This is a genomic window from Streptacidiphilus sp. EB129 (assembly GCF_041262645.1).
In the GTDB taxonomy this organism is placed as follows: Bacteria; Actinomycetota; Actinomycetes; order Streptomycetales; family Streptomycetaceae; genus Streptacidiphilus.
In genome coordinates this window covers 1-22797 of sequence record NZ_JBGCCS010000020.1, presented here as the reverse complement: position 1 = coordinate 22797, position 22797 = coordinate 1, and the positions used below count along the sequence as shown (strand labels likewise).

Annotated in this window: 17 protein-coding genes; 4 read left to right on the top strand and 13 right to left on the bottom strand. The window is 71.6% G+C overall.

Annotated features, from left to right (window positions below; genetic code table 11):
- Positions 1-40: 40 nt before the first annotated feature.
- On the bottom strand, positions 41-1603 hold the full coding sequence (locus tag ABH925_RS23360; RefSeq protein ID WP_370150899.1) for a CehA/McbA family metallohydrolase: 1563 nt from the start codon (positions 1601-1603) through the stop codon (positions 41-43).
- Between the two features lie 405 nt (positions 1604-2008).
- Positions 2009-3430: a DUF2252 domain-containing protein gene (locus ABH925_RS23355; protein WP_370150772.1), complete on the bottom strand. Its 1422-nt coding sequence runs from the start codon at positions 3428-3430 to the stop codon at positions 2009-2011.
- A gap of 257 nt (positions 3431-3687) precedes the next feature.
- Between ABH925_RS23355 and ABH925_RS23350 the strand changes: the two genes are divergently transcribed.
- Positions 3688-4386, top strand: a complete 699-nt coding sequence (locus ABH925_RS23350; RefSeq protein WP_370150771.1) for a chromate transporter — start codon at positions 3688-3690, stop codon at positions 4384-4386.
- Between the two features lie 24 nt (positions 4387-4410).
- Here the strand turns inward: ABH925_RS23350 and ABH925_RS23345 are convergent, their stop codons facing one another.
- A complete protein-coding gene (locus tag ABH925_RS23345; protein WP_370150770.1) occupies positions 4411-5436 on the bottom strand; it encodes a LacI family DNA-binding transcriptional regulator in 1026 nt (341 codons plus the stop codon).
- A gap of 314 nt (positions 5437-5750) precedes the next feature.
- On the opposite strand from ABH925_RS23345, the gene ABH925_RS23340 reads away from it, so the two are divergent.
- Both ABH925_RS23340 and ABH925_RS23335 read left to right on the top strand, forming a co-directional pair.
- Positions 5751-7979 (top strand): RICIN domain-containing protein, encoded by a 2229-nt coding sequence (locus tag ABH925_RS23340; RefSeq protein WP_370150769.1) that lies wholly within the window; start codon positions 5751-5753, stop codon positions 7977-7979.
- Between the two features lie 243 nt (positions 7980-8222).
- The gene (locus tag ABH925_RS23335) at positions 8223-8843 is read left to right on the top strand and encodes a class I SAM-dependent methyltransferase (protein WP_370150768.1); all 621 of its coding nucleotides are present in this window, start codon (positions 8223-8225) and stop codon (positions 8841-8843) included.
- Between the two features lie 13 nt (positions 8844-8856).
- Here ABH925_RS23335 and ABH925_RS23330 read toward each other — a convergent pair whose 3' ends face one another.
- From ABH925_RS23330 to ABH925_RS23295, 8 genes are all read right to left on the bottom strand, one after another.
- Positions 8857-9504 carry a GAP family protein gene (locus tag ABH925_RS23330; RefSeq protein WP_370150767.1) on the bottom strand — a complete coding sequence of 216 codons (648 nt, stop codon included), beginning with the start codon at positions 9502-9504 and terminating at the stop codon, positions 8857-8859.
- A 10-nt stretch (positions 9505-9514) separates the two neighbouring features.
- Positions 9515-9748 carry a DUF6296 family protein gene (locus ABH925_RS23325; protein WP_370150766.1) on the bottom strand — a complete coding sequence of 78 codons (234 nt, stop codon included), beginning with the start codon at positions 9746-9748 and terminating at the stop codon, positions 9515-9517.
- Between the two features lie 135 nt (positions 9749-9883).
- Complete coding sequence (locus ABH925_RS23320) at positions 9884-10654, bottom strand: class I SAM-dependent methyltransferase (protein ID WP_370150765.1); 771 nt, start codon at positions 10652-10654, stop codon at positions 9884-9886.
- Positions 10655-10737: 83 nt separating this feature from the next.
- On the bottom strand, positions 10738-11913 hold the full coding sequence (locus ABH925_RS23315) for a copper resistance D family protein (protein WP_370150764.1): 1176 nt from the start codon (positions 11911-11913) through the stop codon (positions 10738-10740).
- 109 nt (positions 11914-12022) lie between these two features.
- Positions 12023-13042, bottom strand: a complete 1020-nt coding sequence (locus ABH925_RS23310; RefSeq protein WP_370150763.1) for an ABC transporter permease — start codon at positions 13040-13042, stop codon at positions 12023-12025.
- An 85-nt stretch (positions 13043-13127) separates the two neighbouring features.
- A complete protein-coding gene (locus ABH925_RS23305; RefSeq protein ID WP_370150762.1) occupies positions 13128-14669 on the bottom strand; it encodes a sugar ABC transporter ATP-binding protein in 1542 nt (513 codons plus the stop codon).
- 2 nt (positions 14670-14671) lie between these two features.
- Positions 14672-15820, bottom strand: coding sequence for a substrate-binding domain-containing protein (locus ABH925_RS23300; protein ID WP_370150761.1), 1149 nt, complete (start codon positions 15818-15820; stop codon positions 14672-14674).
- Between the two features lie 279 nt (positions 15821-16099).
- Entirely contained in the window at positions 16100-17191 is a 1092-nt protein-coding gene (locus tag ABH925_RS23295; protein ID WP_370150760.1) for a LacI family DNA-binding transcriptional regulator, read from the bottom strand.
- A gap of 497 nt (positions 17192-17688) precedes the next feature.
- Between ABH925_RS23295 and ABH925_RS23290 the strand changes: the two genes are divergently transcribed.
- Positions 17689-19098 carry an arabinofuranosidase catalytic domain-containing protein gene (locus ABH925_RS23290; protein ID WP_370150898.1) on the top strand — a complete coding sequence of 470 codons (1410 nt, stop codon included), beginning with the start codon at positions 17689-17691 and terminating at the stop codon, positions 19096-19098.
- Between the two features lie 263 nt (positions 19099-19361).
- Here ABH925_RS23290 and ABH925_RS23285 read toward each other — a convergent pair whose 3' ends face one another.
- Both ABH925_RS23285 and ABH925_RS23280 read right to left on the bottom strand, forming a co-directional pair.
- Positions 19362-20132 (bottom strand): LuxR C-terminal-related transcriptional regulator, encoded by a 771-nt coding sequence (locus tag ABH925_RS23285; RefSeq protein ID WP_370150759.1) that lies wholly within the window; start codon positions 20130-20132, stop codon positions 19362-19364.
- Positions 20133-20517: 385 nt separating this feature from the next.
- Positions 20518-22797: SDR family NAD(P)-dependent oxidoreductase (locus tag ABH925_RS23280; protein WP_370150758.1), on the bottom strand; the 2280-nt coding region annotated here is incomplete at its 5' end.

Genomic DNA, 22797 nt, shown 5'->3' with positions numbered 1-22797 from the left:
CGTCGGCGGGCGGCCCTCACCCGCCGGGGCACGGCGCCGGTCAGGCGTCCCTGCGCCTGAGGAAGACCGGGTTGGTCAGGGCGGCCATCGGGCCGAACATCAGCGCCGCGCCCATGGTGTTGCCCTGGCCCGGGGTGCCGTCCGCCATCGGGTGGCGGATCTCCGCACGCACGTACGCGGCGAGGGAGGCGGTCGTCCGCCAGACCACCGTGCCGGCGCCGGAGGCGTCCAGGGACTCCTGGTGCATCTGGCCCTCGTCGGTGATGAACCGCACGGTGCCGTTGGGCACGCCGGCCGCGTCCAGCCGGACGTCGACGGGGGCGTAGGCGGGCACGGTCAGCGTCTGGCCGATGCCGGCCTGTACTCCGTCGCCGGTGGCGGTGAACGTCAGTTCGACCGAGGAGGACTCGGCGATCCAGTTCCGGCCCGACCGGATCCCCTCCATCACGGCATGGGTGGCCAGGTCGTCGGCGAGGACCACGTTGTGCGGCAGGCCGATGACGTTGGGGACGCTGTGGGCGTCGCTGTTGCCCATCGCCGGGAGCCAGCGGGTGCCGGTGCGCACCGCCTCGCCGAGCTTCTGGTCCCAGGTGCCGACCGCGTACTCGTCGTCGTAGGTCCAGGGGCCGGTCCACACCTCGGTGGCGTCCGCGTCGGTGAAGCCGAACTTCCACTGGCAGGCGACATAGGCGCAGTACAGGTGCGCGGGCACCACCAGGCCGCCACTGCCGTGGACCTGCCGGACGAAGCGCGGGTACGCGTCGTCGCGGGAGCGGTATCGCCAGTCGATCCACTCCCCCGCGGGCAGGCCGAGCGCCAGCCAGTGCCCGTTGCGGGTGGTGATCTCCTCGCCGGTGATGATCAGCAGGTCCTCGCCGGCGTACTGGCCCCAGACGGCGTGCGAGGCAGAGGTGTTGTGGTCGGTGGAGACCATGAAGTCCAGGCCGGCCTCGCGGGCGCCGGTGGCGACCTCGACCGGCAGCCGCTTGCCGTCGGAGTAGACGGTGTGCAGATGGCAGTCGCCCCGGTACCAGGCGCGGCCGCGGCCGTTGGCACGCGTGGGCGGGTAGTCGGGCACGAACGCCGGGCCGGGCTCGCCGAACGTCAGGGTGACCTGGACCTGGTAGTTCAGGCCCTGCGGGGCGACCTGGTAGGGGCCGAGCACGATGTGCCAGGTGCCGGGGTCGACCGGTCCGGGCAGGTAGCCGGGGGTGGCCTGGCTGTTGCTGATCGCGAACGAGGTGCGGAAGCCGCCCGACCACCCACGGAAGCCCTTGCCGCCGAGCGCGGTGCCGCGCTGGTCGAAGACGCCGATGTCGCAGGAGTTGCCCGGCACGCCGGAGGGCACCGTCGGCCTGTCGTAGGAGTACTGCACGGAGATCTGCCGCACTCCGGCGGGGATCTCCACGGGCAGGTACACGAAGTCCGCCGCCCCGGTCTCCAGGTGGCCGGTGATGGCCTGGGTCGCGGTGCTGCCGGACACCGGCGTCGTTGCAGCGGCGGGAGCGGACGCCGGTTCGGCGGCCTGGGCGAAGGACATGGGGGTGAGGGTCAGCGCGGCCACACCTCCCGCACTCGCCAGCAGCAGTCGGCGGCGCGCCATTCCGGCCTCCGGGGGCTGCCGGCTCGGCAGCGGGTCGACGGTGTGTTCACAGTATCCGTCAGTGCACATGAGTGTCCTCGCAGGTGGGAGCGGATGCGCAGGGACGTGCACGAAGGATGCTGCCCACAGTGTGGGTCGATCGGGTGAATGCCGGATGAGGGGCACCCGACCATCGCCGGACGCCCACGTGTCACCGGCCTCGGCCACCGGGGTCCGGGGCACTACGCGCCGAGGCCGTCGCAGGTCCGGGCCGCCGCGGGACGGAGCCACGGCGGCGCGGCGCCGCGGCTGGGCAGTGCCACGGCGGGACGAGGCCACTGCGCGCCGAGGCCACCGCAGGTCCAGGCCGCCGCGGGACGGAGCCACTGCGCGTCGAGGTCGCTGCGGGCCCAGGGCGGGGCGCGTTCAGGCGGCTTCGGCGGTGACCCGGCCGGAGTGGACCGCGTCGACCAGGGCCTGGTGGTCGCGCTCGTTCTGGTCGGCGTAGCTTTCCGCGAACCTCACCAGGGCCTGGTCGAACACCTCGCCGCGGCCCAGGTAGGCCGCGATCGCGATCCGGTCGCCGGACCTGGCGTGCGCGCGGGCGAGCGTGGCCCCGCAGAGCTCGCCGAACAGGCCCATGCCCTGAGGCACCATCAGCGCTGGCTCCGCGATGCCCTTCCAGTCCCGCAGCTGGCGCACGTAGAAGTCCCGCTCGCGACCGTCGATCCCGTGTACCCGCTCCCAGCCGAGGAAGATGTCGCTGGCGGCCTGCATCAGCCGCTGGCCGGAGACCACCCGCTCCCCCTGCGTGGCGTACTCGCTCCCGCCCGCGAAGGCTGCGAGCACCGACTCGTCGGCCTCCTTGGCCTGGAGGAACAACGGATCCTCGCCGTCCCGGCCGAGCAGCAGGATGATCCAGCAGCGGGTGCCGACGCTGCCGACGCCCACCACCTTGCGCGCCATGTCGGCCACGGAGAACCGGCCGAGCAGATGCTGCCGGTCCGACTGCAGGGTGCGCCGGTAGCGTTGGATCAGGTCGTTGATCTGCCCCTCAAACAATCCGCGCTGCTCGTCCGGCAGCAGCTCGGCGATGGGCGTCACCAGTGGCGGGGTGGAGGCGATCCGACGCTCACCGTCGACCACCTCGGTGAGCTTCTCGAAGGCCTGGAGGTTGTCCCGGGTGCGCGCCTTCTCCAGGGCCTCGGACAGCAGCTTGCGACCCCGCTTCTGCAGCCCGCCGGAGGCCAGCTGCTGCAGCACCCCGGCGTCGGCTCTGGCGTACCACACGTCCAGGTCGCGCATGGCGGCGAAGCGGTGCATCTGCTCGCGGTAGGAGCGCACGCAGGAGCGGACCACGTCGGCGCGCTCCCGGTCCGTGTAGCCGTTCTCCCGGCCCGCGATGACCAGGCTGGTGGCCAGCCGCTTGACGTCCCACTCCCACGGCCCGGGCAGCGTCTCGTCGAAGTCGTTGATGTCGAAGACCAGGTTCCGCTCGGGGGAAGCCAGCAGCCGGAAGTTCAGCAGGTGTGCGTCCCCGCACAGTTGGGCGCGCAGGCCGGAGGCCGGGGTGGCCGCCAGATCGCCGGCCATGATGGCGGCGGCACCCCGGTAGAAGCGGAACGGCGACTCCGTCATCCGCCCGTAGCGGATCGGCACCAGCTCCTGGACCCGCGTCGCGGACTGCTTCTCGATGACGTCCACCGGGTCCGGCCGGGACGGCGGCGCCTCGAACCCGGCGTGGCTCGACCGGGGTGCCCTGGCTCTCGCCTCCCTGCCCAGAGCGGCGCGCTCCTGCGGGGAGAGCCGCAGCTCACCGTGCGTGGCGATCGACACATCCTGAGTCATCGCACTGCCTCCTGACCGCTGTAGCCGTGGCACCGGCGTGACCGCGAGCACCGCCGCGGCCGGACTGCGCCGCCCGCGGGCACCGGCGCAGCCCCCGGTGCTCCTTCCATGCTGCCCGCTGCCGGGACGGAGCGCGCGAGGGGAGCCGGGCTCGCAGGCGCGGGTCCGCAGTCGGGTCTGCGGTGGGCTGTGCCGCCGCGCCACGCCATGGCCGGCGGGTAGGCTCTCGGCGCTGAACAGGTGGCCAAGGAGAGTACGTGGTGGCTGGCGAGGGCCGGGGCGATGACGACCGGGCAGACGGCCGGGAGGGTGACCTCGCGGTCGGCCGGGTGCGGCTGGCGACGATCGCCCGGCAGTGGGGCCGGATCGGCTGCATCGGGTTCGGTGGCCCGCCCACGCATATCGCTCTGCTGCGGCAGCTCTGCGTCGAGCGTCGCGGATGGATCGCCGCGGAGGAGTTCGAGGACGGGATCGCGGCGACCAGCCTGCTGCCGGGGCCGGCCTCGACCCAACTGGCGATCCTCACGGCGTGGCGGCTGCGGGGCCTGCGGGGGGCACTGGTCGGCGGTCTGTCGTTCATCGTGCCGGGGCTGCTGCTGATCCTGGCACTGTCCGCGCTGTTCCTGTCGGGGCAGCCGCCGCTGTGGGTACGCGGGGCCGCGGCCGGCGCCGGTTCGGCGGTGGCGGCGGTGGCGGTGCAGGCGGCGGCCGGCCTGGTGCCGGCGAGCTGGAAGCGGGCCGGGGCGGCGCGTTCCGCGCGGGGCCGGTGGATCGGCTACCTGCTGGCGGGTGGGGCCGGGGCCGCGCTGCTGGGCCCATGGCTGGTGCTGGTGCTGCTGGCGGCCGGCGTCATCGAGGTCGCGGTACGGGTCACCCTTCTGACCTGGGCGTCTCCGCCGGGTCTGACGCACTGCCGAACCGTGCCCTGCCGCGCCGCCGCCCGGCCGATGCCCTGACCGCAGCCCCGGCCCTTGGCGGGCTCAGGCCTCGGCGGTGACGGGGCGGTGGGGCGCGGCGGCGGTGCTGTCGCGGACGATCAGCTCGGGCCGCAGCAGTTGCAGCGAGTTGGCCGGTGCCGTCGACGCGGTGACGGCGCGCAGCAGCTGCTCCACCGCCTGCCGGGCCATGGCGCGCTTGGGGATCGACACGGTGGTCAGTGCCGGGCGTGACAGCCGCACTTCCGCGTTGTCGTCGTGCCCGACCACCGACAGGTCGTCCGGCACCGAGCGGCCGAGGACCCTGGCCGCCTCCAGCGCGCCGAGGGCGAGTACGTCGTGGGTGGCGAAGACCGCCGTCAGGCCGGGGTCGGCGGCGAGTGCGGCACTCGCGGCGGCGAAGCCGCCCTCCGGGGTCGGCTCGGGCGCGATGTGGACCGCGTCGTCGGCGACCGTCAGCCCGTCGGCGGCGAAGGCACGCCGGAAGCCCTGCACCCGGACGGTGTGGGCCGGACTGGCCAGGACCGCCACCCGCCGGTGTCCGAGTTCGCGCAGATGCCGCCCGGCCAGGAACCCGGCCCGCTCGTAGTCGATGGTGACCACCGGGTAGCGGTCCGGGGCCTCGGTCTCCCACGCGCAGAGCACCACCGGGAAGCGGGCACCGGCCAGCAGCGGCAGATGGTCGATCAGATCCCGGTCACCGGCGATGAGCAGCGCGTCCACCGAGCGGCTGGACAGGCCGGCCAGCTGCCGCCGGGCGCGCTCGCCGTCGAGACGGGTGGTGCACAGCAGCAGGTGGTAGCCGTTGCGCTCCAGGACGTCCTCGACCTCCTCGACGACCTCGGAGTAGAAGGAGCTCGCGACGGTGGGGACGAACAGGCCCACCGTCTTGGTGGTCCCGGTGGCCAGCGACCTGGCCACCAGGTTCGGGGTGTAGGCGAGCTCGTCGATCGCCGCGCGCACCCGGGCGGCGGTCGCCGGGCGCACCGGCACCCGGCCGGTGATGACGTTGGACACGGTCTGCTTGGTGACCCCGGCCCGCTCGGCCACATCCTGCATCGTCGTCGCCATGGGTCCCCCTCGCCCTTGACCGATCCAATGACCGTCTCGCCGATACGCCAGCAGGGCAGTCGTGAACTGACGATTGGTCATGAACAGCCCGGTCAGTCAACTCGCGTACATCAGCTTATGCCTGATCATAGCGCTTGGCACCGGAACGGCGTGTAGCAATCTCGCACTCGCATCTTGTTTTACCGGTCAAGTGAGCCGTACCGTTCCGATCCACCAGCGGGCACAGCGCCGGAGCCGGGGACCGGCCGCATGCCCGTGCCCGGTTCGCGACGGGTCCGCCGCGCAGGCGCGCCCGGTCACACGAAGGAGCAACTGTGTCCACTGCCCGAAACAGGCTCGTCGGCGCGCTCGGCGCCGCGGCGCTGGCGCTGGCCGGCAGCGCCGCGGCCGCGACCGGCGCCTCGGCGGCCCCGCCGCCCGCCACGTACACGGTCACCATCGGCTCGACCGGCAGCTACGCCTACCCGGACGACACCCCGGCCAGCGCCTTCGTCGACAAGGACGGCAGCTTCTACTTCCAGCAGTCCCACTCGCTGTACGGCGCCACCGATCCCCGGGCCTGGGACTTCTACACCGGTACCGACTTCGACAGCGCCACCCGGTCCAGCGCGATCAGCGACGCGGTGAACCCCGCCAACCCGAACGACAGGAACAACGACACGACCTGGCGCTGCAACAACAGCCCCACCGGGCTGGAGGCGACGTCGGCGGGGTCGGGCTCCGGTTACTCCCAGCGCAACTACTGCGACCTGGTCGGGGTCTGGGTCGACCCGGACACCGGGGACTGGCACGGGCTGGTGCACAACGAGTTCACCCCGCAGCCCTTCGGCGACGGACTGCACTACGACTCGATCGACTACGCCGTCTCGACGGACCAGGGCAAGGTGTGGACCATCGAGGGCCACGCGATCACCTCCCCGTACAGCACCGCCCGCAACGACACCACCGCGTTCCCCAACCAGACCTACGACTACGGTGACGGCGACCCGCGGCTGTTCGTCGACACCGCCTCGGGCTACTTCTACGTCTACTACGGCTCGCGCATCATCCCCAAGGCCGGTGTCGGCGGCAGCAACGGCGGTCTCGCGCACGTCGCCCGTGCCCCGCTGTCCTCGAAGATGGCGGCCGGTTCCTGGTCGAAGTGGTACGACGGCTCCTGGTCGCAGCCGGGCATCGGCGGCATGGAGAGCAACATGGTGCCGGCCACCGCGTCCGCGCCCTCCGGCTACACCCCGGTCGGCGGCGACTACAGCCCGGCCAGCACCGGCACCGTGGACCAGCAGGTGGCGGCCGGCCAACTCCCGGCAAAATCGGACCTGTTCATCATGAACATCGCCTACGACGCCTACCTGGGCCTCTACATCGGCGAGCCCGAGGTGGTCTCCGGAACCGCCCCGCAGCGGTACTACGTGACCGACGACCTGTCCACGCAGCAGTGGTACCTGGCCGGCGACTCCGGCAGCTACACCTCCGGCTCCTGGTACCGCTGGTTCGTCGACGGCGCGAACCGGACGAACTCCACGATCATCGGCAAGACCTTCCGCTCCTACTGCGCCATCGCCTGCGCGAGTTCCGACGGCGAGTACGCCAACGAGACCGTCGACTCCACCTCGCCCGCCGCACCCCTGCTGGACCCGGCCACGACGTACCGGATCAGCAACGCGGACGGCCGGGTGCTCGCCCAGGTCTCCGGCGGTTCGGCGACCACCTCCGAGGCGGCCGCCACCGGCTCGAACCTGGAGGCGTGGGCCTTCGCCGCGAACGGCGACGGCTCGTACCGGATCACCAACGCCGGCAGCGGCCTGCTCCTGGGCGTGGACTCCGGCTCCACCTCCGGCCGGGCCTGGGGTGCGGCCCCGTCCGTCGGCGCGGCCGGGTCCGGCGGACCCACGGTCGGCCAGCAGTGGTTCGTCGTCCCGCAGCTGTCCGCCGCCGACGGCACCGCCACCGGCGCGTACCGGCTGGTCAACCGCTACAGCGGGCTGGTGGTCGGGCTGTCCGCGGACTCCGGTCGCTCCGCCGAGACCACCCCCACCCGCACCTGGACCAACAGCACCGGCAACGCGGTCGGCGGGTCACGCACCGCCGCCGAGCAGACGCTGACGATGACCGCCGTCGGCTCGACCGCGGGCAACCTCAACGGCGCCCACACCCTGGTCACCGGCGGCAAGGCGCTGGACGACCCCGGCCACAGCAGGTCCGCCGGCACCCAGCTCATCACCTGGGGCGTCAACGGCGGCGCCAACCAGAGCTGGCAGTTCACCCAGCAGTCCGACGGCTCCTACCAGTTGGTCAACGCCGAGTCCGGGCTCTGCGCCGACGTCAGCGGCGGCTCCACCACGGCGGGCGCCCGTGTGATCCAGTGGACCTGCACCGGCAACAGCAACCAGCACTGGAACCTCACCCGGCTGCCCGACGGCGGCTACACCGTCGCCTCCGCCCACAGCGGCCTGCTGCTCACCACGGCGTCGACGGCCGACGGGTCGACGGTGACGCAGCAGGTGAACACCGGCTCCGCGCTGCAGCAGTGGACGATCAGCTGACCTGACCGGCGCGCGCCCCTGCCCGGGTCCCGCGCACGGCCGACCACCGCCCGGGTCCGGGGTGCCCCGCCCCCGGGCCCGGACGGAGCGGCGGGGGCCCGGACGTCGTGTGCGGGACATCGGCGGCAGACGGCCGGCCGCGGGCCCGTTCGCACGGGCAGACGTGCTGCGGGCACGGGCCGCGTGCTGCGGGCACGGGCCGCGGGCTGCGGGCGTCGGGGGCGCTGTGCGAGGCTTGCCGCCATGGATCTCACACGGCAGTTCGCGATGCCCCGGGGACCGCTCGGCCGTCTGGTCGGCAGGCTGATGGCGGTGATCAACAAATCCCAGGTGGAGGCCGTTGTTGCCGAGTTGGCCGCGGTGCCCGGTGAGCGTGTGCTGGAGATCGGGTTCGGCCCGGGCGTCGGGCTGGTGACGCTGGCGCGGACGGCGCCGGAGGTGCGGATCGAGGGCGTCGACCCGTCCTCCGCCATGGTGGCGCAGGCCCGGCGCCGGGTCCGCCGCTTCGGCGGGCGGGTGCGGCTCCGGGAGGGGACCGCCGCCGCGCTGCCCTGGGAGGACGACAGTTTCGACGCCGTGTTCGCGGCCAACAGTGCGCAGCTGTGGCAGCCGAGAGTCGGCTCGCTGGCCGAGGTGCTGCGGGTGCTCCGGCCGGGAGGGCGGCTGGTCCTCGGTGTGCTGGAGCGGGCGGTGCTGCCCGACGGCGGAAGCGCTGGGCCGCAGTTCGACGAGGTCCTGCTGCCGGACGTGGAGGCGGCGGGGTTCGCCGGCGTCGAGGGCGAGTGGCGGCCGTCGAACCTGGGCGGCAGGGAACTGCTCGTCCGGGCCGTCCGCCCCGCCGGGAACGACCGCGACAGCGGGTGACCGTCCGCCGACCTCAGGCGACGAGTCCGTAGATGCTCTTGCTCACCAGCCAGAGGCCCACCAGGAGCGAGATCACCACCACCGCCTGATCGGTGTGGTTGTCCATCCATACGCGCAGCCGTTCGAGGTCCCGGCCCGCCGGCTCCGGGGCGAACGCGGTGTAGAGCTCCATGGCGAGAATGCTCGCCGTGGCGAGCAGGCAGAAGGCCATCAGGGCCAGGTACGAGCCGACGCTGGACACCTTGGCCTGCACCACGACCGCGGCACCGGCCGCCACCATCCCCCAGGGCTGCAGGAACACCCCGAAGCCGGCCGCTGTCCAGGCGGAGACGTCGTGCAGCCGGGTCGACCAGGTCGCCGGTTTGCGGGTGTGGCCGGCCGCCGTGCGGCGTCTGTGCTCGCCGTAGGCGATCAGGCCGACGCCGACTGCCAGTTTGACGGCCTCGGCCGCGGTGGAGGGTGCGGTCCCCGGCCTCGGAGGGTCCCCGCCCGTGCCGAGCAGGACCAGCGCGACCACCAGCGCCAGGCAGGCAAGCCAGGCCAGGACGAAGGCCGCTCCCTTCCGCACGCCCCGACGCGCGGTGAGGATCAGGATGAACGCGGTGTTGTGGAGCGGGCCGAGCGTGATAGCCATGCCGATGACGAAGAGGTCCAGAAGCATCGTCGGCCCCTCACTGTGGGCTTTCCAGACGACGCAGTGAGCTGGGACGGCGCGGGCTCTGGTGGGTTCCGGTCGGCAGCATCCGGATGTCCCCGCTCTCGCTGATCTCGGCCCGGATGATCCCGGTGGCGTCGCTGTAGACCGGATGCCCGCCCGGGCCGGTGGCGCCCGTCCGGCGCACCTCCACCCGGTCGGGCAGCTCGGCTTCCGCAGGGAAGATCAGTTCGTAGCCGTTGATCGACATCGCCTCTCCTCGGAGGGCAATCGGTCGGTTGCTGTACGCGACAGCCGGACGCTGCTCGCTCCCCCTATCAGAACCCCCGTCCCCGAAGGGCGCATCCCGGCCGCACCGCTGCGCAACGCGACCGCGTGGCCCGGGTCAGCGGACCCGGGCGGTGAGGAGGGGCTGGAAGAACCCGCTGTCCTCGGGCGGCAACCACGCCGTACGGTCGAATCCCGCCCCGGTCACGAAGCCCTCCAGTTGCTGCGAGGTGAGGGCCCAGTACGCGGTGCGCCGTACTTCGACACGCCAGTCGTCACCGTCGGGGATCAACTGGAAGAGCTCCAGGTCGTAGCGTTCGCCGTCCTCGTGCCAGTCCCACAGCTGGAAGCTGACGGTCCGGTCGCGTCCCCGCCCGTGGGACTGCGGGGTGGTCGAGGCGGGGTGGGACTGCCGGATCCCGTCGTAGGGCCGGGTGCTGACCAGCAGCAGGCCGTCCCTGCGCAGCACGCGGCGCATCTCCCCCAGTGCCGTGGCCTGGTCTTCCGCGGTCAGCAGGTGCGGCAGGGCGTTGTCAGCGCACACGACCACGTCGAAGGCGGCGTCCTCGAAGGGCAGCGACCGCATGTCGGCATCCCGCGTGGTCATCTCCAGGCCGTGCCGGGCCGCCTCGCGCCCGGCCCGCTCAGCGGCCACCGGGCTGATGTCCGTACCCGTCACCCGGTGTCCCTGCAGCGCGAGGCCGACGGCCTGGGTACCGATCCCGCACGCGCAGTCCAGTACCGTGACGGGCTCCGCGCCGAGGGCCGAGCGGATCACCGCGTCCAGGGCCTTGCCCTGGCGCACCACCGCTCCGTCCCAGTCACCGTAGATGAGGTGGTAGTCCGCCGCGAGCTGATCGTAGAACCGTGCCACCGAAGCATCGTCCATGGCCGCCAGAGTAGCCACCTCACCCGCCGAACAAGGGATGACCGCCTGGTTCGGGCGCTGTTCGGCGGGTGGCTGTCGACCCGTCAGGAGGGTGCCGGGGCGTCACGTCGGGCGAGGGCGTCGGACGCCCTGGCGGTGGCGTAGAAGGAGGCGGCCAGGGTCAGGACGAGGAGGACGCCGACCGCGAGGATGCCTCCGGTCGCCACGGGTGCCGTACTGCCGGGTGCCGCCTCGGTACGCGCGGAGCCGCTGAGGAAGGGGATGACGGCCAGCACCCCGCCACCGAGCGCGACCTCGGCCCAGACGACCCTGGGGAAGTGTCGCAGCGTCAGCCTCAGCAGCGAGGACGTCGCGTCGGCGCGGCGGGCCCGGGCGATACGCGGCATCAGCCAGAGCTGGTTGAAGCCACCAGCGGTGATCATGCCCAGGACCAGGCCGATCTTGACGAGCAGGAACAGCCCGTAGGTCGTGGTCCACAGCTGCGGGACCGTGCCCACGTGCTTCCAGGTCATCCACAGACCGGAGACCATTACCGCGCCGACGCAGACCAGCGCGACCAGGCCGAAGCGTCGCCACAGATCCGCCCACAGCACGCCGGCGTGCTCCCCCGGCGCACGCCTGGCGGCGGCCAGGGTGACCAGCAGGGTCAGGCCGCCGACCCATACGGTGCCGCTGACGATGTGGACCTGGACGAGCAGGGTGTCGAGCAGGGCGTCCGTACCGGTGAGGGCTTTGGCCGGAATCGCGCCGACCAGCGTTGTCGCCAGTGTCAGCGGCAGCGCGACCAGTGCGAGGGCGTCCGCGTGGCGCCGCGCCCGCGGGCTGAACAGGGCCATCAGCACGGCGGAGGCGAGCACCAGGACGAGGTTCTGGACCAGGATGAGCGTGCCCTGCGCGATCCAGGCGTCCGGCTGGGCCGGTGCGCGGAGGAACGCCGCTATCTGCGTCGGCGTCAGCGCGGAGGCGAACGGCATGCCGTGGCCCGAGCGGGCCACCCGGGCCGCGAGCTGGAAGTACCCGGCGACCAGCAGCACCACCCCCGACCAGGCCATGAACACCGCGGCGCGGCGCCGCAGCACCTCGTTCCCAGCGGCACCGCCGGCCCCCGAGCACAGGGCCGGGCGGACCGTCGCCGCGTAGGTGACGGTGGCGCCGATGGCCCCGCACATGCCGATGAAGTAGCCGGACTTGGTCAGCACGCGCCACAGCGCAGGTGTGGTGTAGCCGGCGGCGGACAGCAGTGAATGAGGAAGGCTCATAAGGTTAGGCTAACCTAACTTACTGACGGACTGTCCAGGGCCCCTCCTGGTGACAGCGCAGGGTGGGTCCGCAACGATGCTGCGGACCCACCCTGATGAGCCCGGCGGGCTACGTGCGGCTGCGGGCGAAGTAGCGGGCGCGGACGCGGTCGAGCAGGATCGCGACGCCGAGGACCGCGCCCTGGACCACCTGCTGGTCGTAGGGGCTGACCTTGAGGGCCAGCAGGCCGTTGGTGATGAACTCCAGCAGGATCGCGCCGGCGGCGATGCCGGCGATCCGGCCGGCGCCGCCGAACAGCGACACCCCGCCCACCACCGCGGCCGCGATCGCGGTCAGTTCCCAGCCCGCGCCGACCGAGGGGTCGGCCACGTTCATCCGGCCGATCACCAGGACGCCGACGACGCCCACCAGCACCGCGCTGGCGACATAGGTGGCGGTGATCCGGCGGCCGGTGGGGATGCCGGCCAGCCGCGCGGCCTCCTTGTTGCCGCCGACGGCGTAGACCTGCCTGCCGACATAGGTGCGCTCCAGCACGAACCAGGCGACGACGGCCGCCCCCACGAAGAACAGTGCGGGGACCGGAACCTCGCCGATGTAGTACTGACTGAGGTTGCTGAACATCGGTGAGATGTTGTTGATCGGCGAGCCGCTGGTGATCGCGAGCGCCAGTCCCTGGGACACGGTGTAGGTGACCAGGGTGATCACGAAGGGCGGCACGCTGAGGCGGGTGACCATGGTGCCGTGCCACAGCCCGACCACACCGCAGATCACCAGGGTGACCAGGATCGCCAGCGGCGCGGGCAGGCCCTGGTTGACGTTGAACCAGGCGGCGAGGATCCCGGCCAGTCCGGCCAGCGCGCCCACCGACAGGTCGATGCCGCCGGTGAGGATCACCAGCGACTCGCCGATCGCCAGGATGCCGACCTGGGAGAGGTCACGCCCCATCACCTGGAGGTTGCCGACGGCGGTGTAGGTAGGCGCGCTGGAGGCGATCCCGACGAAGACCAGCACGCAGGCGATAATGACGCCGGCTTCCGGCGACTGGGCCAGCGTGCGGAGCAGGGCGGTGGCGGCCGGGCGGGCGCGCGGCGGCGCCTGTTCGGGGGTGAGCGTGCTCTGGGCGCTCATGGTGCGGCTCCGATGTTCAGCCGTCAGAAGCTTCTGCGGTCAGTTGCTTCTGCGGTCAGGTCTTCTGCGGTCAGGTCTTCAGGAGTCAGGGGGCGGTCGGGTGGAGGGTTCCGGCGGCGGCTGTCATGATGCGTTCCTTGGTGGCGTCGGCGCGGTCGATGACCTCGACCACCCGGCCGTGGTTCATCACCGCGATCCGGTGGCAGATCCACAGCAGTTCCTCCAGTTCCGAGGAGGCGACCAGCAGCGCCGTGCCGTCCTGGGCCGCCCGGTCGATCAGCGCGTAGATCTCCGCCTTGGCGCCGACGTCCACCCCCCGGGTGGGCTCGTCCAGCAGTAGCAGTCGTGGCTCGGCCGCGAAGGCACGGCCGAAGATGGCGCGCTGCTGGTTGCCGCCGGACAGCGACCCGATCGGCTGCTCCACCGACTGCATCCGGACGTTGACGTCCTCGGCGATGCGCTGCGCCTCGGCGCGCTCGCGGCGCGGACCGAGCAGGCCCCGGGTGCTGATCCGCCGGAGCACCGAGACGACGACGTTCGCCCGGATCGAGGCGAACAGCACCAGCGACTGCTCCTTGCGGTCCTCGGGGATCAGCGCGATCCCGGCCGCCACCCCGTCGCCGGGTCCGCGCGGAGCGTAGGACGCGCCGCCCAGCCACATCCGGCCGCCGGTGGACGGCTGCGCGCCGGCGACGGTGTGCACGAGCCGGCTGCGGCCCGATCCCATCAGCCCGGCCACGCCGAGGATCTCGCCCTCGCGCAGTTCCAGGTCGACCGGGCCGAGGCCGTCCGCGGTCAGGCCCTCGACCCTGAGCAGCACCGGGGTGTCGGCGGGCGGGGCCTTCGGGTCGCCCTGGGTGACCTCGCCGCCGACCATCTCGCGGATCAGCCGCTCCTCGGTGGCCTGCTCCGGTTCGAGGTCCGCGACCAGCCTGCCGTTGCGCAGCACCAGGATCCGGTCGCTGATCGCGCGCACCTCGTCCAGCCGGTGCCCGATGAACAGCACCGTGCCGCCGCGCGCGGCCAGTTGCCGGGCCAGGCCGAGCACCATCCCGGCCTCGACCGGGCCGAGCGAGGAGGTCGGTTCGTCCAGGATCAGCAGCGAGGGCTCGCGGCCCCAGGCCTTGGCGATCTCGATCATCTGGCGGGTCGGCACCGGCAGGGTGCGCACCTCGCGGGTGACCGGGATCGCGGTGGCGGACAGTCCGATCTCCTCCAGCATCGCCGCAGCCTCGGCGCGCTGCGCCCGGCGGTCCACCAGGATCCGCCGCCGGGAGTTGCGCGGGCGCCGGCCCAGCAGCAGGTTCTCCGCCACCGACAACTCGCCGACCAGCGGGAACTCCTGGGAGACCAGCGCGACGCCGAGCTGTCCGGCCGCCTCGGTGGAACCGGCGGCCAGCGGGCTGCCGTTGATCTCGATGTCGCCGCCGTCACGGTGCACCGAGCCGGCCAGCGTGCCCATCAGTGTGGACTTGCCGGCGCCGTTCTCGCCGACCACGCCGACCACCTGGCCGGCGTAGAGGTCGAGCTCGGGCAGGTCCAGGACGCGGACCGGGCCGTAGGACTTGTGCACCCCCCGCAGCCGCGCGGTGACCGCGCGGCCCGGGGCGTCGTTCGAGGTCGTCATGGTCAGCCGATTCCGAGCTGCGACTCAAGGGACTGGTAGGCGCTCAGGTCCGACTTGGTGACCAGGCCCACGCCGGAGCTCAGCGTGGAACCGTCGGACTCCAGGTAGGGCTTGACGATGGCCATGGTGGCGTCCTTGCCGAGGACCTTCTCCGCGGCCAGGATGTACGCCCCCGTGTAGCCCTGCTGGTAGGGCATCTGGACGACGGTGCCGGAGATGACGCCGGACTGGATGAACTGGAGGGTCTGGGCGTCGGAGTCGTCCGAGACGATGTGCACCGAGGCGGTCTTGCCCGCCGAGGTCACTGCCTGGGCCAGCGCCGGGCCGTCGTAGGAGTAGACCCCGTACAGGCCGTTGACGTCCGGGTTGTTGGCCAGGATGGTCTCGGCGTCGGAGGTCGCGGTGCTCGCCGACAGGTTGTCGTCGACCTTCTGGGCGATGGTGATGCCGGTGCCCTTGAGCGCGTCCTCGAAGCCCTGGATCCGCTGGGTGGCGTTCGAGGCGGTGAGCGAACCGACCAGGATGGCCACCTTGCCGGAGCCGCCGAGCTCCGTCTTCATCGCGGTTCCGGCCTGGAATCCGGCGGTGTAGTTCGGGGTGCCCAGGTAGAGCGAGGAGGCGTCGGTGCCGGGCAGTGGGGAGTCGATGGCCAGGACCGCGACGCCGCCGGTGACGTCGGTGTGGATGGTGCCGGCGGCCGAGGTGGGGTCGATGGCGGACAGGGAGTAGCCGGTGACGCCCTGCGAGCGCAGGGTCTCCAGCTCCGAGTTCTGCTCGGTCAGCTTGCCGTTCGGCGGGGCGAAGTAGGTGCATTTGCCACTGGAGATGCCGAGGTCGGAGCAGCCCTTGAGGAAGCCGACCTGGCCTGCCTTCCAGTAGTCGGCGGCCACGTTGACGACCATGGCGATGTTGACGCCGGAGAGGTCCTTGCCGGCCAGCGCGGACTTGAGGGCGGCGTCGAGCTTGCCGAGGTTGTCCTGGTTGAAGGTGACCGAGCCGGACAGCACGGGCCCGGCGGCTGCGCCGGAGCCGGACGGGGCGGCGGCGGTGGTTCCGCCGGTGGGGCTCTTGGAGCAGGCCGCTGCGGTGAGCGCGAGCAGTGCTGCCGTCGCGACGGCAGCGGCGGTGCGGGATCTACTGATGCCAATCATCGTTGATCGGGGCCTTTCCTGGCGGATGTGTTGGTGGGTCGAGTCGAGCCGTGTGGAGGCTTGTCGGGGGGGTGGGGGTGGATGTCTGACGGTGTGTCGGGTTCGGCGCGGGCCGATCCCCGAAGCCCTGCCCGTGCGGGATGGCGGGCCGGACAGGGAGTCTGAGGCTGCCTCAGTCGGCGCTGGGGGCACGATATTTGTTAGCGCTAACATCGGCAGGAGGAGCTGTCACCGCTGATCCCTCATGTCCTGGTGGCGAGTGGGGCCGGGGCCGGCCGGTCAGCGGCGAGGACGTGCCGCCGAGGCGCGCACCACCAGGCTGGGCTCGATGGTGACACGCGGAATCACGGGTCTGGCCAACGAGGGGCTGCCCGAAGGCGGCCTGGACATGGACGGCCCGTGCGCGTGCTGCGCGTGGTGCGGGGACGGGGCGGCCTCGCCGATCATCTCGATCAGCGCACGCAGCGCGCGACGGCCGAGTTCGTCGAAGTCCTGGCGCACCGTGGTGAGTGGCGGGCCGAAGTACTCCGCCTCCGGGATGTCGTCGAACCCGATGACGCTGATGTCCTCCGGCACCCGCCGGCCCGCCAACTGCACGGCACGCAGCAGGCCGAGGGCCGTGTGGTCGTTGGCGCAGAACACGGCGGTGACCCCGGGGTCGCCGGCGATCCGCCGCCCGTGCTCGTACCCGGTCCGCGCCGACCAGTCGCCGCTGGTCAGCGGCCCGAACACGGGCGCCCCCCGGCTCTCCAGCGCACGTCGCCAGCCGGCCTCGCGCTCCTGGGCGTCAAGCCAGGAACGCGGTCCGGCCAGGTGATGCACCGTACGGTGGCCGAGGTCGAGCAGGTAGGAGGTGGCACGCTCGGCGCCGGCCTCGTTGTCCACGGCCACCGACGCCAGCGAGGCATGGGTGCCGCAGCCGACCGCGACCAGCGCCACCTCGGGGGGCACGTTCGCGAGCGCGCCGACCACGGTGGTCTGCGGCGCTATCACGATGATCCCCTCGACGGCCTGGTCCCGGAGCCGCTCGACCGCGTCGAGCACCGAACGACGGTCGAGGGCGGCGAGCGCGGCCACGGTGACGAAGTAGCCCTGCTGCTTGGCCGCCTGCTCGATGCCGTGGAGCATCGAGGCCGGGCCGTAGAGAGTGGTGTTGAAGCTGACCACACCCAGCGTGCGGGTGCGGCGGGTGACCAGGGTGCGGGCGGCGGCGTTGGGGCGGTAGCCGAGTTCGCGGATGGCCGCGTGGACCCGGTCCCGGGTGGCCGCCCGTACGTTCGGGTGATCGTTGAGCACTCGCGAGACGGTCTGGTGCGAGACACCGGCGATCCGGGCCACGTCCGCCATGACAGGTGCGCGGTCGCCGTCCATGGTCCACTCCTCCCCTCTTCTCTGCGGTCCGCTCCGACCCGGGGAGCGCTGTGGAGAATTGTTAGCGCCAACATTCCGCTCGGTCAAGGGCTTGGACAGCGAAGGTCGCCGATTCGGTCCCCCTCTGGCGACCGGGGATGGAGCCGAAACGGAGCCGGACCGGCGACGGATCGTGAGGAAGCGTCATTCCGAGGTTCGTGCCGACCCGTTGACCGGGCCTGGCGGGACGCGTACAACATGGGAGGGGCCGACCGGCCGACCGGTTCACTCCCGTCGGACGGCACGGACGGGCACATCGCCGGCTTCGGACCACCGGCCTGCGCTCTCGCGCCCGGCCCGCACGCGACGGCCCCACCACCCACCCAGACGCAGCACGGAGCGCAGCCCTGTGCGCGCATCGTCCGGCGTCAATTGTTAGCGCTAACACAGCGGGAAGGTTCACAGTGACTGGTCGACATGTGGCAAGAACACGGCAGGTGATCCGGGCACTGCTGTCGATGGGCGCGGTCATCGCGTTCCTCGGCGGCATCCTGGTCGGGACGATCGGCACGGCCCAGGCCGCGACGTCCCTGCCGTGCGACATCTACGGAGCCGCCGGCACCCCCTGCGTCGCCGCACACAGCACCGTTCGCGCGCTCTACGGCGCCTACAACGGCCCGCTGTACCGGGTCCAGCGCGGGTCCGACGGCACCGGTGCGGACATCTCCACGCTCAGCGCCGGCGGCTACGCCGACGCGGCGGCCCAGGACAGCTTCTGCGCCGGCACGTCGTGCGTCATCACCGAGATCTACGACCAGAGCGCGGAGCACAACAACCTGACCATCGCAGGCCCCGGCGGCAACGGCGGCCAGGACGTGGGCGCGGTCGCCAACGCGCTGCCGGTGACGGTCGGCGGCCACAAGGTCTACGGGGTGTACGTGTCGGCCGGGGTCGGCTACCGCGACGACGCCACCACCGGCATCGCGACCGGCAGCCAGGCGCAGGGCGAGTACATGGTGGCCGGCGGCACCCATGTGAACAGCGGCTGCTGCTTCGACTACGGCAACGCCGAGACGTCCAACGACGACACCGGCAACGGCCACATGGACGCGATCAACTTCGGCACGGAGTGCTGGTTCTCCCCCTGCTCCGGCTCCGGCCCCTGGGTCCAGGCGGACCTGGAGAACGGGCTCTTCGCCGGCGGGAACGGCTCCGACACCGGCAACAAGGGCAACTCCAGCGCCTTCGTCACCGCGCTGCTCAAGAACAACGGCACCACCACGTACGCGATCAAGGGCGGCAACGCCCAGTCCGGCGGTCTGACCACCTGGTACGACGGAGCGCTGCCCAACCTGGGCGGCTACGCCCCGATGCACCAGGAGGGCGCGATCATCCTGGGCACCGGCGGCGACAACAGCAACAGCTCCATCGGCTCCTTCTTCGAGGGCGTCATGACCTCCGGCTACCCCACGGACGCGGCCGACAACGCGGTCCAGGCCAACGTCGTGGCGGCCGGCTACACCACCGGCGCCGGCAGCGGCGAGGTGCACGCGATCGGCGCGGGCAAGTGCCTGGACGTGCCGAACTCCAGCACCACTCCGGGGGTGCAGCTGCAGATCAACACCTGCGGCGGCGGCTCCAACCAGACCTGGACCCGCACCTCGGCCAACCAGCTGACCGTCTACAGCGGCAGCACCACCCTGTGCCTGGACGCCTTCAACAACCAGACCACGGCCGGCACCAAGGTCGAGACCTGGACCTGCAACGGCGGCGCCAACCAGCAGTGGCAGTTCAACGCCAACGGCACCGTCACCGGCGTCCAGTCGGGTCTCTGCCTCGACGTGACCGGCGCCAGGACCGCGAGCGGATCGCCGGTCGAGCTGTGGACCTGCAACGGCGGCAGCAACCAGCAGTGGACGCTCGGGTAGCTCCGACGCTCGGCTGATTCCGACGCTCGGCTGATTGCGACGATGTGGCCCGGCCTGCCCGTACCTCCGATCCCCCACGGCGGAGGAGGGGCCGGCCGGGCCTTCGCTGGGGCGGGGCCCGGCCGGTGATGGCAAGTTCGCGCACACGAGGTGTCGATGACCGGCGGTGTAGTGGGCAGTCATGGCTCCGGTTGTCCCATTCGCGACAAGTGCTCGGGCGCACGGGTCGGCGAGACACGGACAGAGGCGAGCGGGGGCTGCGCCTATTCTTGAATGTACTCAGGCAAAACGCGCGGCGGCCAACTACCGACACCGAACAGGCCCATCGAGTAGGCCTTCGAGACCAGGGCCGCCCGATTGGTGACCTTGAACTGCCGCAACATATTGCTCACGTGGTACTCGATGCCCTGGCGGCTGAGGTACAGGCTGGCCGCGAGCTGCACCGTCGTGACGCCGGTGGCCACGCCCTCCAGGATGCGGGCGTCTATCTGCTTCAGCACCTTCTTGGGGCTGATCAGCACGCGGCTGTCCTCGTCCAGCCTCGCGGGATCGGCCAGCATGACGAAGGTCTTGACATCACCCACATCGCCGACGACGGCCATTCCGGTGAGATCCCAGGAGAATTCCGTCTGCGTCGCCCAGAGCGCCGGGAGCCGCTCCATGAATCGATTGCAACGACGCTGCTGCAACCGCTCGAACTGTCGCATCACGTGCTGCCGGATCGCCGGGTGGAGCAATTCGAATAAAGCCCGGTCCCGAATTTGGCGAGCATGGAATCCGGTATGCTCCAGGAATGCGGCATTGGTTTCCTTGATGCGCATCCGGGGATCCATAACGGCAAGTCCGACGCCGCCCTGCTCGACATTCTCCAGGAATATGTGGCCGTATTCGTCCGCTCTTACGAGTGGATCCGCGGCGGCATTCCGCGGTTCGCTCCGACGCCGGTCCAGCAGGCTGACCTCGCCGCAGGGCAGGCCCCGACCAGTACGAGCAGACTCCATGTCATCGACGACGGCGCTGTTGAGCCAAGCCATGATGCACTCCCCAGTCTTTCATGCACACATACCCGACCAAGGCCCCGCCCCGAAGGCGGCGGCCCTCGCAACCCTAAGGACACCCCCGACCGTGAGGATTTTCCGATCCTGACGGCACAGACTGTGACAGCTTGGTATCGCATCGTCCGTAGACGTCACCGATCAGCCGGGTGCACGGTTGGTGAACTCTCCCACGGGGCCGACCGGGCCCCGCCGGAAGTATCTTCCTGATACAAATGTTCTCAGCCCGCTGTTTCCAGGGATACACATTTGAGGATGATCTGAGGTTACATTTACCTCAACGGAACCGGTGGCATTGTTCCGGTCCCGAATGCCACATGATCGACGGCTTAACGGACCGCATATGCACGCGGGTACCGGGGAGTCAGGACTCCCCCAGTTCACGGTCGATCAGGTCGAACATGTCGTCGTCGGAGATGCCCTCCAGGCCCTCGTCCGTCCGCTCCCAACGACCCAGCAGTTCCCGGAGCCGGTCCGCGACCTGCCGGCGCACCCCTTCGTCGCCGTCCACGATTGCCAGGGAGGACTCCAGCTGTTCGACGGCGGCCAGCGGGAGCATGTCCAACCGGGCAGAACCGGGCATGGCCGACCCCGAGGCGGCGGGCGCCATCGCCGAGTTGAGGTGCCTGGCCAGCGCGGCCGGCGTCGGGTGGTCGAACACCGCCGTCACCGGGATCCGCAGCCCGGTCACCGCGTTCAGCTGATTGCGCAGGTCGACGGCGGTGAGCGAGTCGAAGCCGAGTTCGCGGAACGGACGTGAGGCGCGCACCGCGTCGGGTGTCGGGTGGCCCAGCGTCCCCGCCGCCCGCTCACGGACCAGACGCAGCAGTTCCCGCTGCCGCTCGTCCTCGCCCATCGCCAGCAACCGCGCCGCGAGACCGACCGTGACGTCATCGGTCACCGCGTCGGCCGCGTCCAGTTCTCCGGCCCGGGCCGGCCGAGCCTGCGGCAGGGCGTCGAGCAGCGGACGGGGCCGGGAGAGCGTGTAGAGCTCGGCGAAGCGCGGCCAGTCGACCCGGGCCACCACGAGTGACGTGTCGTCAGCGTCCATCGCCTGCTGCAGGCAGGCGATGGCCTGCTCGGGTGCCATCGGGAGCACGCCGTTCCGGGCCAGCCGGGCGCCCTCGGCGGCGTCGACCATGCCGCCACCGTCCCAGGCACCCCAGGCGACGCAGGTCGCGGGCTGTCCGTGGTCGCGCCGGTACTGGGCCAGGGCCATGAGGTACGCATTGCCGGCGGCGTAGGCGCTCTGGCCCGCATTGCCCCAGACTCCGGCGGCCGAGGAGAAGAGCACGAAGGCGTCCAGGTGTTCGTCCGCCAGCAGTTCGTCCAGGTGGCGGGCGCCGGACACCTTCGCCGCCAGCGTCGCGGCGAGGTCGTCGAGGCCGGTGTCGACCAGCGGCGCAGGCTCGCCGGACACACCTGCTGTGTGCACCACGGCGGTCAGCGGCCCGTCGGCGCGGGCCTGCACCAGCAGTGCGGCGACGGCGTCGCGGTCGGCGAGGTCGCAGGCGACGGCGGTGGCGTGGGCGCCCAGGTCGGCGAGTTCGGCCAGGAGTTCGGCCGTGCCGGGGGCCTGGTCGCCGCGACGGCTGGTGAGCACCAGACGGGTGGCGCCGTTGGCCGCCAGCCAGCGCGCGACATGACCACCGAGTGCCCCGGTACCGCCGGTGATCAGCACCGTCCCACGCGGACGCCAGCTGCGATCCGACACACCATCACCGGCACGCGCCCGCACCAGTCGACGGCCGAAGACACCCGAGCGGCGCACCGCGACCTGGTCCTCACCGTCACCGCGAGCCAGCACCGCGCAGAACCGGTCGAGAACCGCGTCGTCCGCATCGGACGGCAGGTCGACCAGACCACCCCAGTTGGCCGGGGTGTCCAGTCCGGCCACGATGCCGAGGCCCCAGAGCTGGGCCTGCAGCGGATGGTCGAGCGGTTCGAAGGTGCCCACCGAGACGGCGGAGGTGCTGACACACCACAACGGGGCTGCCGTACCGAGGTCGGCGAGCGCCTGCATCAGCACGACGGTGGCGGCGAAGCCGGCGGTCAGCCCGGGACGGTGGGCGTCCGGGCGGTCGTCGGTGCCGACCAGGGAGACGATCCCGGCGAGATCGCCGCCCGCCGAGGCGGCACGGAGCGCGGCAGCCACGGCCTCCCGGTCGGCGCGAGCGGGATCGACACGGACGGTGACCGCCTCGGCCCCCGCGCGCCTTATGGCGTCCGCGACGGCGGGTGCCATGGCCTGGTCGTACTCGTCCGCGACCAGCAGCCAGCAACCGGACAGGCCAGGAGTGGTGGATGTGGTACGCGTCGCCAGGGGCTGCCAACTCACGGAGTGGCGCCAGGAGTCGAGATCCGCGCGGGCGGCCTCGCGGCGACGCCATTCGCTCAGCGCCGGCAACACCTCGGCCAGCGAGGCCGGTTCGACGGCGAGGCTGTCGGCCAGGGCACCGATGTCCTCACCGCGCACCGCCTCGACGACGTGCCAGAACCGCGCGTCATCGGAGTCTGCGACGGGCTCGGCCGCTGCGACGGGCTCGGATTCGAGCCAGTAGCGGGTGCGTTGGAAGGCGTAGGTCGGCAGGTCCACCATCCGACGACCCGAACCGATCACCGCCTTCCAGTCCACCTCCACCCC